Source organism: Maribacter sp. BPC-D8 (assembly GCF_035207705.1).
In the GTDB taxonomy this organism is placed as follows: Bacteria; Bacteroidota; Bacteroidia; order Flavobacteriales; family Flavobacteriaceae; genus Maribacter.
Map to the genome: position 1 here is coordinate 624381 of NZ_CP128187.1, position 15197 is coordinate 639577.

At 30.8% G+C, this 15197-nt stretch carries 12 protein-coding genes; 9 read left to right on the plus strand and 3 right to left on the minus strand.

From position 1 onward, the window contains the following. The first annotated feature begins 5 nt into the window (after nucleotides 1–5). Complete coding sequence (locus tag QSV08_RS02640) at nucleotides 6–1481, plus strand: hypothetical protein (protein WP_324026333.1); 1476 nt, start codon at nucleotides 6–8, stop codon at nucleotides 1479–1481. Between the two features lie 4 nt (nucleotides 1482–1485). On the opposite strand, the gene QSV08_RS02645 is transcribed toward QSV08_RS02640, so the two are convergent. Beyond that, the gene (locus QSV08_RS02645) at nucleotides 1486–3087 is read right to left on the minus strand and encodes a hypothetical protein (RefSeq protein WP_324026335.1); all 1602 of its coding nucleotides are present in this window, start codon (nucleotides 3085–3087) and stop codon (nucleotides 1486–1488) included. A gap of 89 nt (nucleotides 3088–3176) precedes the next feature. On the opposite strand from QSV08_RS02645, the gene QSV08_RS20830 reads away from it, so the two are divergent. The 3 genes from QSV08_RS20830 to QSV08_RS02655 all read left to right on the plus strand — a co-directional run bounded on the left by QSV08_RS20830 (nucleotide 3177) and on the right by QSV08_RS02655 (nucleotide 5349). After that, nucleotides 3177–3299, plus strand: coding sequence for a transposase (locus tag QSV08_RS20830; RefSeq protein WP_416382050.1), 123 nt, complete (start codon nucleotides 3177–3179; stop codon nucleotides 3297–3299). A gap of 125 nt (nucleotides 3300–3424) precedes the next feature. Beyond that, complete coding sequence (locus QSV08_RS02650) at nucleotides 3425–4321, plus strand: IS3 family transposase (RefSeq protein ID WP_324028343.1); 897 nt, start codon at nucleotides 3425–3427, stop codon at nucleotides 4319–4321. A 218-nt stretch (nucleotides 4322–4539) separates the two neighbouring features. Further along, a complete protein-coding gene (locus QSV08_RS02655) occupies nucleotides 4540–5349 on the plus strand; it encodes an alpha/beta fold hydrolase (RefSeq protein ID WP_324026337.1) in 810 nt (269 codons plus the stop codon). Between the two features lie 46 nt (nucleotides 5350–5395). Here QSV08_RS02655 and QSV08_RS02660 read toward each other — a convergent pair whose 3' ends face one another. Then, nucleotides 5396–8074, minus strand: coding sequence for a tail fiber domain-containing protein (locus QSV08_RS02660; RefSeq protein ID WP_324026339.1), 2679 nt, complete (start codon nucleotides 8072–8074; stop codon nucleotides 5396–5398). Nucleotides 8075–8540: 466 nt separating this feature from the next. Here QSV08_RS02660 and QSV08_RS02665 point away from each other — a divergent pair, with 466 nt between their 5' ends. Next, nucleotides 8541–9107 (plus strand): hypothetical protein, encoded by a 567-nt coding sequence (locus tag QSV08_RS02665; protein ID WP_324026341.1) that lies wholly within the window; start codon nucleotides 8541–8543, stop codon nucleotides 9105–9107. A gap of 153 nt (nucleotides 9108–9260) precedes the next feature. Then, nucleotides 9261–10067: a DUF2314 domain-containing protein gene (locus tag QSV08_RS02670; protein ID WP_324026343.1), complete on the plus strand. Its 807-nt coding sequence runs from the start codon at nucleotides 9261–9263 to the stop codon at nucleotides 10065–10067. 237 nt (nucleotides 10068–10304) lie between these two features. Here the strand turns inward: QSV08_RS02670 and QSV08_RS02675 are convergent, their stop codons facing one another. Next, complete coding sequence (locus QSV08_RS02675) at nucleotides 10305–11900, minus strand: BspA family leucine-rich repeat surface protein (protein ID WP_324026345.1); 1596 nt, start codon at nucleotides 11898–11900, stop codon at nucleotides 10305–10307. Nucleotides 11901–12246: 346 nt separating this feature from the next. Between QSV08_RS02675 and QSV08_RS02680 the strand changes: the two genes are divergently transcribed. From QSV08_RS02680 to QSV08_RS02690, 3 genes are all read left to right on the plus strand, one after another. Then, complete coding sequence (locus QSV08_RS02680; RefSeq protein ID WP_324026348.1) at nucleotides 12247–12501, plus strand: hypothetical protein; 255 nt, start codon at nucleotides 12247–12249, stop codon at nucleotides 12499–12501. A gap of 330 nt (nucleotides 12502–12831) precedes the next feature. After that, on the plus strand, nucleotides 12832–14244 hold the full coding sequence (locus tag QSV08_RS02685) for a hypothetical protein (protein WP_324026350.1): 1413 nt from the start codon (nucleotides 12832–12834) through the stop codon (nucleotides 14242–14244). Between the two features lie 7 nt (nucleotides 14245–14251). After that, on the plus strand, nucleotides 14252–15070 hold the full coding sequence (locus QSV08_RS02690) for a DKNYY domain-containing protein (protein WP_324026352.1): 819 nt from the start codon (nucleotides 14252–14254) through the stop codon (nucleotides 15068–15070). The last annotated feature ends 127 nt before the right edge of the window (nucleotides 15071–15197 follow it).

Sequence of the window (15197 nt, forward strand, 5' to 3'; positions counted from 1 at the left end):
GCCAAATGAATATATATATATTAAGGATATTAATTTTATCAACTATTTTTAGTAATGCTCAAGAAAAAATAGAATTCAATAAGAATCCTTATACGAATGAAAATCACTTTATAATTAAATTACAAGAACAAGGAAAAAAAAGCTCTAAAATATTTTATGATGTTAAAGAGAAAAAAAATAAGTACGGATATGAAGAACCAGTTGTAACCGTAAATAATTTTAAAAGTATTATCGTCGAAAAAGAAAATGACTCCTATAACCTAACACTTCAGCTAGATGCAGATGGTGTATTAGATTTAGATCTTGCAACGTCGGCAAATGTTAAGAAAGTTTACGCTTTTGTATTTAATGATACTATTTATCAAACCAAAAAGTTTTCATCGCCTTCATTTCATGGACAGTTTTTAATAAAAAATATATCTAAAAAACAAAAAAATAATATTGTAAACTTCTACAAAAGCTTACCAAACTTTGAACTACAGTTGAAATTATATCATGCTATTGATCATGCTGAAAAATCAAAAATAGATTCATTATTGAATGTTGGTGCTTTGTTAACAGAAATAAACTATAAGATTGGATATAATCAACAAAATGGCGCTTTTTATAGTGCTTTTTGTCGCAGAAGGGGTACTTATTTTAAGTATCAAGACGTGGCCGATTATCTTTTAAGTAAAGGATTTATTCCAAAAGCCATAACAATCGATCAGGCCATTGCTTATAGGGATGTCAAATACATAAACAACTATTTTAATACTATAGAAAATAAAGAGGAAAGATGCAATGCGTTAAGAAGAAAACTATGGAATGTTTTTAGATATGGAAATGCCTCTGTAATAAGAGAATTCGAAATTTTAGGATTAAATATTGAGACAGAAAAACATAGAGGAAAAAGTCTGCTTGCTAATGCCTCAATTAGAAGTGAGGCATCTATGGTAAGTTATTTGTTAAATAAAAAAATAGCATATGATGAAGCCACATTACTGATCTATTCTTTAGTTTATAATAAAATGGATGCTACAGATGCTTTATTAGAAGGGGGGCTAAACATCAACACCTTGCTTGATAATAAAAATAACATAGCACAAAAAATGATTGCATTTGAATATATACATAAAGATTCTTATAATAATGCTTCAGTAAGAAAAATACCACTGATGATAGAGAGGGGCTTTAACCCAAACACTATAGGAAATGAAGGGAAAACACTATTGCATACTATCGCTAGTAATACAAATGAAATTATGGGTTTTAGAGTAAAAGGAAAGTCTTCATTTACATATGATGAATCAGAATGCTTAAAACAAATTTTAGAAGTAGTAAAAGTTATAAAAAGTAATGGAGGCGATTTTAACAAAAAAGATGATAAAGGTTTTACAGCATATGAATACGTATTAAAGCAAATACATGAATTAAAGTCAAGAGATATAAATTTAAAAAAAGAAGATAAAGCATTACTCTTAAACGCTTTTAAAAACTAACATTTTAATTAAGTAGCTTAAATGTTTTATTTATTTCAACTTTTTGGTCTTCTACCAATATTACTATTTTATAAACATCCTCTTCAAAATAGAAAGTACTAAACCCATCTTTATTATTTTCTAATACATTACTGTATAAAAAAACGTCATTTAAAGTTAAGTCTTTCAAGTTATACTCTTCCTTAATAGCACGAGAGAAAGGGGTTGTTTTAATGCTTTTAATCGATAATAAATTATTATTATGACGATTTTTAAACAGATGAAAATTAGTAGAATTACTAATTTCTATTTCGTTTTTATTTATTCTATTAACTCCGTATTCTTTGCTGTTTTCGTCACTTATTTCAACTTCTTTTATAGCACCATAATAACCCTTAATTGTAGCATCTATTTCTATATAATCGATTGTTTTTAAATTACAATAGTCATACGAAATAGATATTTCTTTATCGTATTGGTGATTTATTAAGTCGTGTTGAAAAGCACCTAAGTTTTGTGATAATAATAATTCATTGTTCTTATTGTAAGCCTTTAATTTATTGTAGGTAACAAACATATTACTATCCAATTCTAGTAAATTTAAATTAGAAACAACAGAAAAACAGTTTTTATGATAACCAAGGTCGTTTCTGTTTATTGAAAGAAATTCGCTGTTTTTTATTTTAGAAATAGCACTTTCTTTTGTTTTAAAGTGCTTTTTTGCTAACATTATTCTCAAAGAATCTTCACTAATTAATTCAGGGTTTAAATATACATTACTACCCTTATCCTTATAAAAATAACGGATTCTTTTATAAGCGCTGGGCTCTGTAAAAGTATCACCATCTAAAGCAGATGAAAAAACAATATTTGTATCACCAGATTCAAAAATAAACTTAAACTGATGAAGTATTCCTGAAGTAATATTTAAACTCAATACAGCCTCAAAATTGTTCGCTTTCTTTTCAATAATATTTCTATTACGATCTCTTATCGCTGTATAATAGTTTGCTTTTATTTTAAAGATCGCTTTATTATCTTTAATGTATGCCAGTTTACCTATTGTGTTTGAATTTAGGTTTGATATTATTACGGAATTATTAATTTTAAATTCTTCACCAACAATAAACTCTTTATTTAAATAAAAAGGATCAACACCTTGGTTGAAATTTTCAAATAATTTAGTAATAATTTCTTTTTCATCTTCTGCTAAATACTCGTTATGGTTTATTGAGTTAATACTCCAGGCTTCAATAATATTTCCTTTTTCATCATAAACAGTATTAAAGTTTTCATTTTTTAAAAAATCCGTAAAAAACAATTCCCCATTATTAGATTCTTTATTTAATTCCTTTTGTAAAGAGAATAATAACTCGTCGCGATTAATAACTTCAAAAGTTTCAAATTCACTTCGCGTTTTGTAAATATTTTTTTCTTTAATAAAAGAAGTTTTACAAATGTTATGCATTAAAATAGCATCATTATTTATTTTTATTAAAGATTTAGTTTTGTATTTATATTCTTTATTTAATTCAGGAGTAAATTCTATTATTATTTTTTTTTGACTAAAAATAAAATTAAAACAAAACATAAAAAAGACCACTAAGACATATAGTTTCTTAAACATAAAGTACTTTATTATTAACATTGTAGGTTTCCCTAAAAACAGGACAGTTCATAATTCGAATTTACTAACTTTAAATTCAAACTGTCACGATGAAAAACAGCAAATTTAGCGAGAGTCAAATTATCAAGGGTTTAAAAGAAAATGAACAAGGAAGATCCGTTGGAGATGTTTCAAGAGAATTAGGAATTGATAAAAGCACGTTTTACTATTAGCGCAAGAAGTACGGTGGTATGGAGCAACAGCAGCTTAAACGTTTAAAAGAGCTTGAAGAAGAGAACAATAAGCTCAAACAGATGTATGCCGATGTGAGTCTTGATAATAAGATGCTAAAGGACGTATTGTCAAAAAAGTTCTAAAGCCTTCCGACAAGAGAGTTCGTGTAAAGTATCTTATCAAAACGTTTGTAGTTCCAATCATCCGTGCCTGTAAAGTTGTAGGCCTGAGTAGATCGATGTGGTATTACCAAAGTAAGAAAGATGATAGCGAGGTTATTGATAAGCTTACAGCATTAGCGGAATCATACCCAACTAGAGGTTTTGATGAATATTATTACAAGATCCGTCGTGAAGGCTTAAAATGGAACAGAAAACGAGTGTTACGTGTGTACCGCGAGATGAAACTCTGTCTACGGCGTAAACATAAAAAGCGTTTGGTTAAACGTATAAAACAACCTTTGGAAACACCTTTAACACTAAATGAGTGCTGGAGTATGGATTTTATGAGCGATGCGCTTACCGATGGCAGAAAGTTGCGTGTATTTAATGTTTTGGATGATTGTAACAGGGAAGCTCTGGTAATAGATGCAGGACTTTCTTATCCGGCGAGAGCCGTAATTGAAACATTGGATCATTTAAAAGATGAAATAGGAACACCTAAATACGTGAGGTGTGATAATGGTCCGGAGTTTACCTCTAAGACTTTTATGAACTGGTGTAAAAAGAATTTTATAGAAATAAAATATACACAACCGGGAAAGCCAATGCAAAACGGATATATAGAACGATTTAATCTTTTTTTTAGAGAATACATATTGGATGCCTATTATTTCAATGACATTTATCAGCTTCAAAAGATAAGCGATAACTGGCGGGAGGATTATAATTTTAACCATCCGCATAAATCATTAGGTAATATATCACCTAAAGAATTCAAGCCCAGATTTGATGAAGAATTTAAATTCTTCATCAAATCTGACCTAAATAATAATTATTTATCGAATTTAGAGGTGTCCTAAGAAGGGGAAGCCTACAAGAAGGGTAAGCCTACAGTCTCACAGAACTGAACGTGATTTAAGTAGTAAAAGAGAGCCAATTATTCCCGTTAGCTATCGAAATTGGCGAAGTCTGGCTTTACCGTATATACTAACCGTTAGAATTAATTTAAAACCGAACACTGAAAGAACAACTTTACCATATAAAAACAGAGGATGATCAAAGAATTGCTCTTTGGAAATTGAATTCGGAAAAAATATTAAACAAACATATTTTTTTAACTCACGGAACATTTTCTAACAGAAAAATATGTGATGGAATTGCTTTATACCTGACTGATAAAGGATTTACGTGTTGGATTATGGAATGGAGAAATCACGGAAAGAGCTCGAGGTCAGAGCAAAAATTTAATTTTGAGACTATTGCAAAATATGACATTAAATCAACATTCAGTTTTCTATTTAACAATCAGAATTTAAAAAATATAGATTGTGTAACTCATAGTGCTGGTGGACTTATTTTGACAATGTTTTTAATAAATAATCCGAATTACAATTTAAAAATCAACAGTATTACGCTATTTGGAGTACAAGCATTTGGAGCTGGAGAAAAATTAAGTAGTAGAATAAAAATATTGTCAAGTAAATATTTAACGGCATTATTAGGAAAAGTTCCTTCAAAAACTGCTGGCTCAACTGAACATAGCGAAAGTTACCATACAATGAAACAATGGTTTGATTGGAATTTAAAAAAGAACTTTATTGGAGAAAATGGTTTTGATTATTTAAAAGAAATGAATAAGATTACTGTACCAATATTGTCAATTTGTGCAAAAGGCGATAATTTTATAGCACCAAAAGTAGGTTGTGAGAAATTTCTAAGAGCCTTTGAAAACGACGAAAATAAGTTCCTTTTTTATTCAAAAGAAAATGGAAATTTAGAAAACTATAATCACAGTCGAATTTTAAAATCTCAAAGTTCAAAAAAAGAAATATGGCCAATTGTTGAAAATTGGATTATAAACAACAAAACTAGTGCCAACACTGTTTAAAATAATAATGGTTTAGTGTCTAAATAACTATCCATGTATACCTGGTTTATTTATTTTGCAACTCAAGAATGGCTTTTTCCAAAGCCTGTAAACGCTTATTTATTGCCGCCTTCTCTTCTTTTAATACTTTAATTTCTTCTGTTTGCTCTTGCATAGCTTTTACCATTGGCGCCATTAAATCGTTATATCTAACGCTTAGCATGCCTTCCGTATCTTCAGATATAATTCCGCTGTTTTCTGCATCATTATTTTTTAATACTTCTTTTAACTCTTGAGCAATAAAACCATATTCAAGTTTAGCACTTTCATCATTATTTCGGTAATACGAAACTGGGCGTAATTCATTTATAAAACTTAAGCCTAGATTAGAGTCATTAATTGTGTTTTTCCATCTTCTATCAGATGTAATAGTCCATGCTACTTGTACACCTGCATATGTTACTGCTGTACCACCAATTCTTACTTGATTGTTAGCTGCACCGTTAGGAACATTAGACAAATAGCCTATTCCAATATTGTTACTTCCTGTAGTTACATTGTCTAAGGATCTGTGACCAACAGCTATATTACTGCTTCCGGTAGTTAGTATTCTAGAAGAATGATAACCTAGACTAGTATTATTATCTCCTGTTGTATTCAAATTTAAGGCAAGATACCCCATGGCAGTATTATAATTTCCTGTGATATTATTTGGCAATGAACTATAACCAGATGCAGTATTACCAATTCCTGTTGTATTATCAAAAAGAGAACTAGTTCCAATTGCGGTATTATGACTCGCTTCATTTATTCGTAAACTATTTACACCTATAGCTATATTATAATTTCCAACTATATTTCCATTAAGAGAGCCAAATCCTAATGCGATATTATAAGTTCCTGTTGTATTATTGAAGAGTGAATTTACACCGCTTGCTATATTACCACTTCCTGTTGTATTCTTGAAAAGTGAATTTGTACCACTTGCTACATTATGATTTCCTGTAGTATTACCATTAAGCGAATTTGCTCCAATTGCCGTATTGCTAGCTCCTGTTGTATTACCGTTAAGAGAACCACTTCCTGTTGCCGTGTTATTACTTCCTGAAAGGTTACTATTAAGTGAATTAGCACCCAATGCAGTATTAGCAGCACCTGTTAAATTAGAAAAAAGCGAGTTTGCACCAAGCCCTGTATTGCTGCTTCCTGTTGTATTGGCATTAAGTGAATTAAAACCATTTGCTGTATTAAAACTTGCTGTTGTATTTGCAGCTAAAGCATTTGCTCCTGTAGCCGTATTATAATGCCCATTATTGGTAGAAAGCGCTAACACCCCCAAGGCTACATTGCTACTTCCGGAAGAATTTACTAGCAAAGCATTTTTACCAACTGCCGTATTATTACTTGCTGTCGTATTCGCATTAAGTGCATTTGCTCCCATTGCGGTGTTATTAGTTCCTGTTTTATTAGAATACAGTGAATTTGCACCAACCGCTGTGTTTTCGTTTGCGGTAGTATTAGAATACAGCGCATTTGATCCCAAAGCGGTATTATAATCTCCTGAAGTATTAAATGAGAGAGATTCATAACCACTTACTGTATTGTTAGTTCCTGTAGTATTATCAAAAAGAGCAAATACACCACTTGCTGTATTCTTTGTTCCAGAGGTGTTTTGTGTAAGTGAATTAACACCTATAGCCGTGTTCTCACTTCCTCCGATATTCTTATTTAAGGATAATGAACCAACCGCAGTATTACTCGCACCTATGGTATTCCCTGCTAATGCAAACGTACCTGTTGCTGTATTACTACTACCAGTAGTGTTTCCAGAAAGTGAGCCTGTACCTGTAGCTGTATTGGAGCTACCTGTAACATTAGACAAAAGAGCATCTTTACCTAATGCTGTATTACTATTCCCATCCGTATTATATCTAAGCGAATTAAGTCCTAAACTAGCATTATCAGAACCAGTTGTGTTTACGGATAACGAATTAACACCAAAGGCAGCATTGCTAGCGTCTAAAATACCAGCGGAAATATTATTTCGTTTAAAAATTAAATCTTGATCATCTGTAGTACCAATAAAATTTACGGTATCATCGGTACCTGAGTTTCCTAGATCACCCCAAGCATTACCAACAGTATTAATTGTTGTATACAATTCTGTAAGTGCATCTTCAACATTGGTCGCGGTAAAATTGTCTACAACATCTGTGATGTTTACCTCGGTCGCAGTTTGGTTGTCCGTTCCTAAGCTGGCTACGTCTAATTCAATAACATCGCCGTCGGCTTCTACCGCCAATATATTGGTTGCTGTTCCTGTAATAGTGCCGCCGCCATAGTCAGATAAGCGAACAGTGCCACCTTCTACATCCAATCTGGCATCTGGGGTATTCGTTCCCAGACCTAGGCTTGAAGAGGTTGTGTCCCAAAAAAGATTATTGTTATCTTGAGTAGGATTATTGGTAGCACCAGTATAAAAAATAGATCCAGGGGTACCTGTATAGTCAAGAGTTACCCATGCTGTGCCAGTCCATATCTTAGGTCTCGTATTTTCATTATCTGAAGTATCTAACCAAACATCATTTTCAATAGGGTTGGTGGGTGCCGTTAAAGCTGTAGTGACCGTATTATTATTTACGGTAACTATGCTTCCTTTTTTATTGATGGCTTCTACTTCTTGTGCGATACTGGTAAAATTTACCATCATCGTAAACAGTAAAAACACAAAATATTTTGTAGGCATAATAAGATTAGGTTAATTAAAGATTAAAGATGACCTCAAAAAGGATGTTTTAATAATTAATGTTGTAAAACTGTAAGAAAAACATGTAAACCTTGTAGGAAATGATGTCACTATTATCTTAGGGAGGAAATAACAATTAACTGAGTAAAAAAAAATATTTCGAAAATACTATAAGCCTGTTACCCTAGTTTAGTACGTGGGCTAGAAATTTCAAAAACATTATTGGTCGACTATAAGCCTGGCAGAGAATTACCTATTACTTTCTCTAAACTGTTCGATAGAGATTTAAAAATTTCAACTAAATAGAAAAAAGTGCAATAAAAATAATACATTCTTTTCGTGACTGTCTAGAAGTTAAAGTAATGCATTTATCTTTAGCTTATAAAGCACCTAAATAGGTGCATTTATATGCCGTTTAAAACTAAAGCTTATCTGTAGGCGTATTTTAGTATTTGACATTTTAGAAATGACGAACCAAGAATTTGAAATAAAGATTTTAAGACAGCATTGGATAAAGGATGATGGAGTTGACGATAAAGCCGATTTATGTTCTCATGGAGTCTTATTTATAAAAATCGGAGATGAAATATTGTCGAATTTGGAATCGGATTCTTGGGCTTTGACAGCAACTGGATTATATCTACTGAGAACTCTTAAAATTGATTATACGATTGATGATTTTGGAAGTCAATTAGTACCTTGTTGTGGACATTTTATGATACCAGACGAGAAAAAAAATTATATTTCGATTTTAGGCTGTAATGAAGGTGTTGATTGGAATATTAAACACGAAAACGGTTACGTAAAACTAACGACAGAAAAAGGAACAGTTGCAATCATCTCATTTGAACTATATAAAAATATCGTTCTTGATTTTACAGATAGAGTAGAGTCCTTTTACGGAGACCCAAATGAGAAAGAAGTGCCCAATGAAGAATTTGACCAAAACGGATTTCGACAATTTTGGGCGGAATGGACTGAATTAAAAACTGAATGGAGAAAACCTGCACACAACACGGTGTATAACACATAGCTAATAAGTACAAAACCGAAAGGTCTGTGTATATTTATAAAGTCGTTAACGGCTATAGTTATTGGTGAGATATTTGACTAGTAGTTGCAAAATAAATAACAGAATTAAATTTTAAAAAGGCTGGTTTAAGCCTTGATAAATAGATAAAAATCAATGGGAATATTTGGAAAACTATTTGGGAACAAAAACGAAAAAGAAGAATCAAATGAGGAGAAAGAAATATTCTATGCCCAACAAGATGATAAAATGGAAGACGCGTATTTGAAGGCGCAACAGAATTTTAAATATTTTTGGAGAGAGTTATATTGGGAATATAGGCGAATAGTTCCTGCGCAAGATTTGGCAATAGTTAAAATACCTTTCAAGCAAAAAGTTAATGAATTGGAAGATCCTATTGTTGAACATATGTGGATCAATGAGATTAATTTTGATGGAGAAAAAATTAATGGGGTTTTAATGAACGCTCCAAATGAATTAACAAATGTTGCTATTGGCGATAGCGTATCGGTAGTATTAGATGAAATAAGCGATTGGATGCTGGCTATACAGGGAAAAACTTACGGTGGTTATACGATTCAAGTTCTTCGTTCTAATATGAGTGAGAAAGAAAGAAAAAACCATGATAATGCTTGGGGACTCGATTTTGGAGACTTCAACGATATTCAAGTAGTGTTTGAACAAAAAGAACATCCAGAGAATCTTTTAGAACATCCAATGGCTAAAAATATGGCAGAACAAGCTCGTGAATTCTTTAAGGAAAATCCGAATGAAATTGAGGTAATAGATGAAAATGGTAATAATATGTTGCATAGAGAATCTATTGCTGGTAATAAAACCACCATTGATATTTTATTAGAATTGGGTGCGGACAAAACCATGAAAAATAAAAAAGGAAAAACTGCATTCGACTATGCTAAGCAAATGAATTGGGAACATATCGTTGACGCTGTAGATAACTAGTTGTGTTAAGATAAAAAGTGTCAATTGGTTCTTAACTGATTACAATAAAGGAAACCAAGTCGTAAGATTTAGGCTTTTGATATAGAAACCATCACAGAAAAGTGATGGTTTTTTTGTTTTGTATTAGTTGGCATATAAGATGGTTAAGTAACTTGTTAGCCTAATATGAACGTGGACATAAGTATCCCTTGTTCGAATTAACAATAGTTAAAAAAAGAATTGAATGTTTATCCATATTTAAAATGGACTTTCATCTGGTAGGTTATCAAATCGAAAAGTTAAAGGCATTGCTGTACCAAATAGGGACATTTCAATTAATGTTGTATTTTGAATATTCCATGATTTTATATTTTCTTGATTAAAATTAGAAGCTTCTGAAAACATTCTCGAAATGTTACCGACATTAACCATATTCCAAGCACTAAGGTCTTGATTAAATGACTTAGCTTCAGAAAACATGAATTGCATATTAGTAACAAGAGATACATCCCAATTACTAATATCTTGATTGAATTCATCTGTTTGAGAAAACATACCAGACATATTCTGAACACTGGAAACATTCCAAGTACTTAAATCTTGATTGAAAGATACCGCTTGACGAAACATCTCGAACATATTCTCCACATTGGAAACATTCCAACGACTTATATCAAAATTAAATGGGCTGCCTTTAAACATTTCTGGCATAAAACGAACACTAGAAACATCCCAATCACCTAAATCTTGGTTAAAAGATTTTGCTTTAAAGAAAGTGCCGTTCATTCCAACTACTTGGGAGACATTCCAACCACCAATATCTTGGTTGAAATCATCAGTTTGAGCAAACATTACATTCATATTCACCACATTGGAAACATCCCAGTTACTGATATCTTGATTGAAAATTTCAGCACCTAAAAACATACTAGCCATGTTAGTCACATTGGATACGTTCCACCCCCCAATATCTTGATTGAATGTCGTATTAAATGAAAACATACCATTCATATTATTCACATTAGACACATCCCAATTTGTAATATCATTATCAAAGGCAGTTGCACCACTAAACATTCCAGCCATGTCTTTAACTTTAGTAATATTCCAAGCACTAATATCTTGGTTAAAAACAACTGCTTGATTAAACAAATACGACATGTCCTGAACCTTTGAAACATCCCAACCACTTATATTCTGATTAAAAATATAAGCTCTTGAAAATGTTAGATTCATGTTTACAACATTAGACACATCCCAGCTATTAAGATTTTGATTGAAAGCTTTCGCCTCACTGAACATTTCAGACATATCTACTAATTTAGAAACATCCCAATTACTTATATCTTGATTGAAAGTCTCATTTTTAGAAAACATTTCAGACATGTCGGTAACATTAGAAACATCCCAATCTGATATACTACCATTTAATGTTTTGTCACCAAAAAAAAGTCGATTCATATCAGTTACATTACTCGTGTTAATCAAATCTAGTACAACTCCGCAGGCTATTAATTTGATTAGCTCAAGTCTATCGATAGGCATCAAATTTTCTTTATAACCCGCATACAATGTTATATTACTTGTTATTGGGGTAGTAAAATCAAATACGTTGGTTAAATCTTGATCAGTATACCAAATTTCAAAATCTAGGCATGCTTTTGTAGGGTCAGTTGGTTTAAGTATATTATTGCCTTCTTTTATATTTAATTGGTCGATTGCATTACCACCATTTGTGTCAAAATTTACAGTGTAAGTTGCGATTGGTTTTATTTCTGGCACATTTTCTTCTGATTTATTACATGATAGTATTAAAATCATCGATAAAAGTAATAATGCTATTTTGTTTGCCATATAATTCAGGTTTAATTACTGTTAAAACGAATATATAACAAATAAATTATACATAATTTAAGCTACATAAAACATAGAAATTAGAAGTTATTTTAAAAAATGCGTTGATGTAGAGTAATCAAAAAATACCAGTGACTAAAACAAATATAGACTTCCCCTTCTTGTGAAGAACGGAGGTGAAAAACAAACAAATTCTTCTTTAATCTGAGGCAATATTATTCTAAGCATATAGATTAAAAAAACAGATTCTTGAGCTTTTTTTGTTATTTATTAGTGGTAAGTAAGTTGGATACGATAACTTGTTATCTTAAACGATTGCTTACAATAGCTGGCAAAACATTTAAATATGGAGACAAACGAAATATTAAGAAATCAAATTTTTGAAATAATAAAAAATCAACTTAAGGATAACAATCCTCCTGAAACAAAAATCACATTGGATAGATTGCGGGGTCAGGGATTTGATGATTCTCAAGCTAGACAAATGATAGGACAATGTATATCTGTTGAATTATTTCAAATTATGAAAACCAATAAACCATTTAATAATGCCAGATATATTGAGAATTTACAAAAAATCCCAAAAGAGCCATTTGAATAGGATATGAAAATAGAATTGACAGAAGAGCAATATAAAACTAGAAACTATTAAATAGCAGTTCTTATAGTGTTAGGCTATTGCGGGTTCTAAACTGGCAGAATCCATAACGAGAAAAAATAAAACACTAAGCCTAATACAACTTAAACGTAATGTAGACTTAAGGGCAAAACTAATAGGTCTGTGTATATTTATGCTACATTTCAAATACTAACGTTGTATGCCATTGATATGAAAATTCTGATAAACAAAATACCTTTACTTTTTTTATTACTTCTTCATGTAACCGTTTTCTCTCAAAATCAAGAATCTGTTTATCAAGAAGTAGAAGAGATGATATCTAAAGAGGATAACTTCTTTAAAAATATAGATACCAAATTCAGCTCAAATGAACTCATAGGAAATATAATAGCAGATGAATATGAAGGGGAGTCACCTGAAGAACAAATATATTTTATAAACGATAAATACTATTTAAAAATAGATCAAAACGAAGAAAAAGTTTTAGGTACTTATAAATTTAAAGTACTTAAAAATATTCCATTAATTATACTCTTGGGGCCTAATGGAGAAAGGTCTACAAATTATGAAGGCATAATTGTTAAAAAAGATAATCAAAAATATAAAGTAGATTGGAATCATCATGATAATTATATTTATAAGGTCATTGAAAACGACGATAGAAATATTTTGTATTCAGTTGATTATGATTTAGTTAAAGATTTTAATTTTAACAACTCTAATATTAGTTTTGACATACTAAATTCTAAAATAGGTGTCAAATTAAAAGAAGAAAAAATTATTGATAATGTCTGCGATTCCTTAAATATATATGGAAATATAGCAACAATTTTCAATTCAGGAAAAATTTCAATTTATAATTTAAATGGGAAATTACTTTCTAAAAACCTGAAAACAGTTTATCAATACTCAACCTTATACCATCAGGTTATTGATTCTAAAAATAAGATGTTTTTTATAGATTCTTTAGGGAATAAATATAATAAACCTGAAAAATATAGAACAATGTGGGGTAATGATAGTGATAAAAACAGAACAGTAACTTATCATTCTCATAAGAATAAAGTTTTGAAGGTAATTCATGAATCATTCAGCCTAAATGCATATAAAGAACCATTAAATTTTGACGAATTTGGTAGTTTAAATCATAAAATGTATCAACTTCAAACAGATGCACGAACCTACGATAAAGAAAAAAAAATATTAACTATAGATGATTTAGAGAATATCGTTCAAGAAAAAAATGTTGAAGAATTACTTTTTCTAAAAAAGATCTTAAAAGAGGAAGAATATAGGAGAGAGATAACATATTATCTTTTATCTGATTTCACCAATACTATTATAGTGTTGCCTAAAGGTTCTAAAAAAGTAAAATTTATTAATAATAGTACTTCGAAAATAAGTGCTGAAGATTACTGGTATTATATCAGTTTTTACAAGCCATTAGCACCGAGCTATATAATCGTAAAAAAATCAGGTAAGTTTGGAGTTTGGGATTTAGAAAAAGAAAAATGTATAATCTCTTTTGACTACAAAAGCATTGAACCAAAAAAAGGAACTCACTTACTATTAAGTAAAAATAATTTGGTCACTTATTATCCTTATATCGGTTTAATACCTAAATACAAGTATTTAAGTGATTATAATGAATACTATGCCCGATTTGAATACCCGGATGGTAAAAAAGGATGGGTAAATAGAAAAGGAATTGAATATTTTGATTAAAAAAAACATGATTAAACTTTCGACAGAATTTGACCAGGAAAATGAAAACCAGTTTTATTGGACAGACGGTGAAAATGTTTTTCATAGAGGAACAGAAATAGCAGGAGCTGACCTTAATACTTTCGAACACTTCTATGGTATTTGGGCTAAAGACAAAAAAACGTGTTATTCTGGCGCTACAAGAATTAATAGCGCTGATGCAGAAACGTTCAAAGCATTAAATTTCACTTACGCTAAGGATAAGAACAATGTATATAGTTTAGTGGGTAAAATTAAAGATGCAGATCCCTCTTCTTTTGAAATCTGTGATGACGGCAAACACTCGCTAGGTAAATCAGTAGAATGGGTTGATAAAAAAATGTTTTTATACGACGAATCTTATGTTCCGTATGGTTATGGCAAAGATGTAAACCATGTGTATTACTATAACTTCAGCGGTAAAACTAAAATCGTAAAAAAGGCAGACACGAATACATTTGTTTCATTGAACGATAGTAAGTATGGTATCGATGAAAATAACGTGTTCTATGGTTTTGCTGCTATTCCGAAAGCAAACCCTAAAACATGGAAAAAATTAAAAGAGAAGCATTTTTTTTATTCAAGAGATGGAAATAAAATATTCTATCTCAATCGCTTAATTAAAGATGCTGATGCAGAATCTTTTGAAGTAGTTGAAACCCCAATAATAACAGGCACTCCGCCACAATTGGGAAAAGATAAAATATCAGGATTTAGTAATGACGATAGAATAAGTTTTGATGAACTTCAAGAAGAAATAGACTACCGAGTTGATTATTATAATAAAATAACCGAGAAATTAAAATAATACTTAAAAGGGTAACATAACCTAATTACAAATAACCAAATAATAGATAGCACTTATAAATCGAAAGCAAGTTAGTTTTCTACTACTTTCTTTTATATGATGCCCTTAAATTTTCATCAATACTGCA

What these genes read in the sequence shown, in the direction of transcription:
- QSV08_RS02640 (WP_324026333.1), top strand. Translation starts at nt 6, where the DNA reads ATGAATATATATATATTAAGGATATTAATTTTATCAACTATTTTTAGT.
- QSV08_RS02645 (WP_324026335.1), bottom strand. Translation starts at nt 3,087, where the DNA reads ATGTTTAAGAAACTATATGTCTTAGTGGTCTTTTTTATGTTTTGTTTT.
- QSV08_RS20830 (WP_416382050.1), top strand. Translation starts at nt 3,177, where the DNA reads ATGAAAAACAGCAAATTTAGCGAGAGTCAAATTATCAAGGGTTTAAAA.
- QSV08_RS02660 (WP_324026339.1), bottom strand. Translation starts at nt 8,074, where the DNA reads ATGCCTACAAAATATTTTGTGTTTTTACTGTTTACGATGATGGTAAAT.
- QSV08_RS02665 (WP_324026341.1), top strand. Translation starts at nt 8,541, where the DNA reads ATGACGAACCAAGAATTTGAAATAAAGATTTTAAGACAGCATTGGATA.
- QSV08_RS02670 (WP_324026343.1), top strand. Translation starts at nt 9,261, where the DNA reads ATGGGAATATTTGGAAAACTATTTGGGAACAAAAACGAAAAAGAAGAA.
- QSV08_RS02675 (WP_324026345.1), bottom strand. Translation starts at nt 11,900, where the DNA reads ATGGCAAACAAAATAGCATTATTACTTTTATCGATGATTTTAATACTA.
- QSV08_RS02680 (WP_324026348.1), top strand. Translation starts at nt 12,247, where the DNA reads ATGGAGACAAACGAAATATTAAGAAATCAAATTTTTGAAATAATAAAA.
- QSV08_RS02685 (WP_324026350.1), top strand. Translation starts at nt 12,832, where the DNA reads ATGATATCTAAAGAGGATAACTTCTTTAAAAATATAGATACCAAATTC.
- QSV08_RS02690 (WP_324026352.1), top strand. Translation starts at nt 14,252, where the DNA reads ATGATTAAACTTTCGACAGAATTTGACCAGGAAAATGAAAACCAGTTT.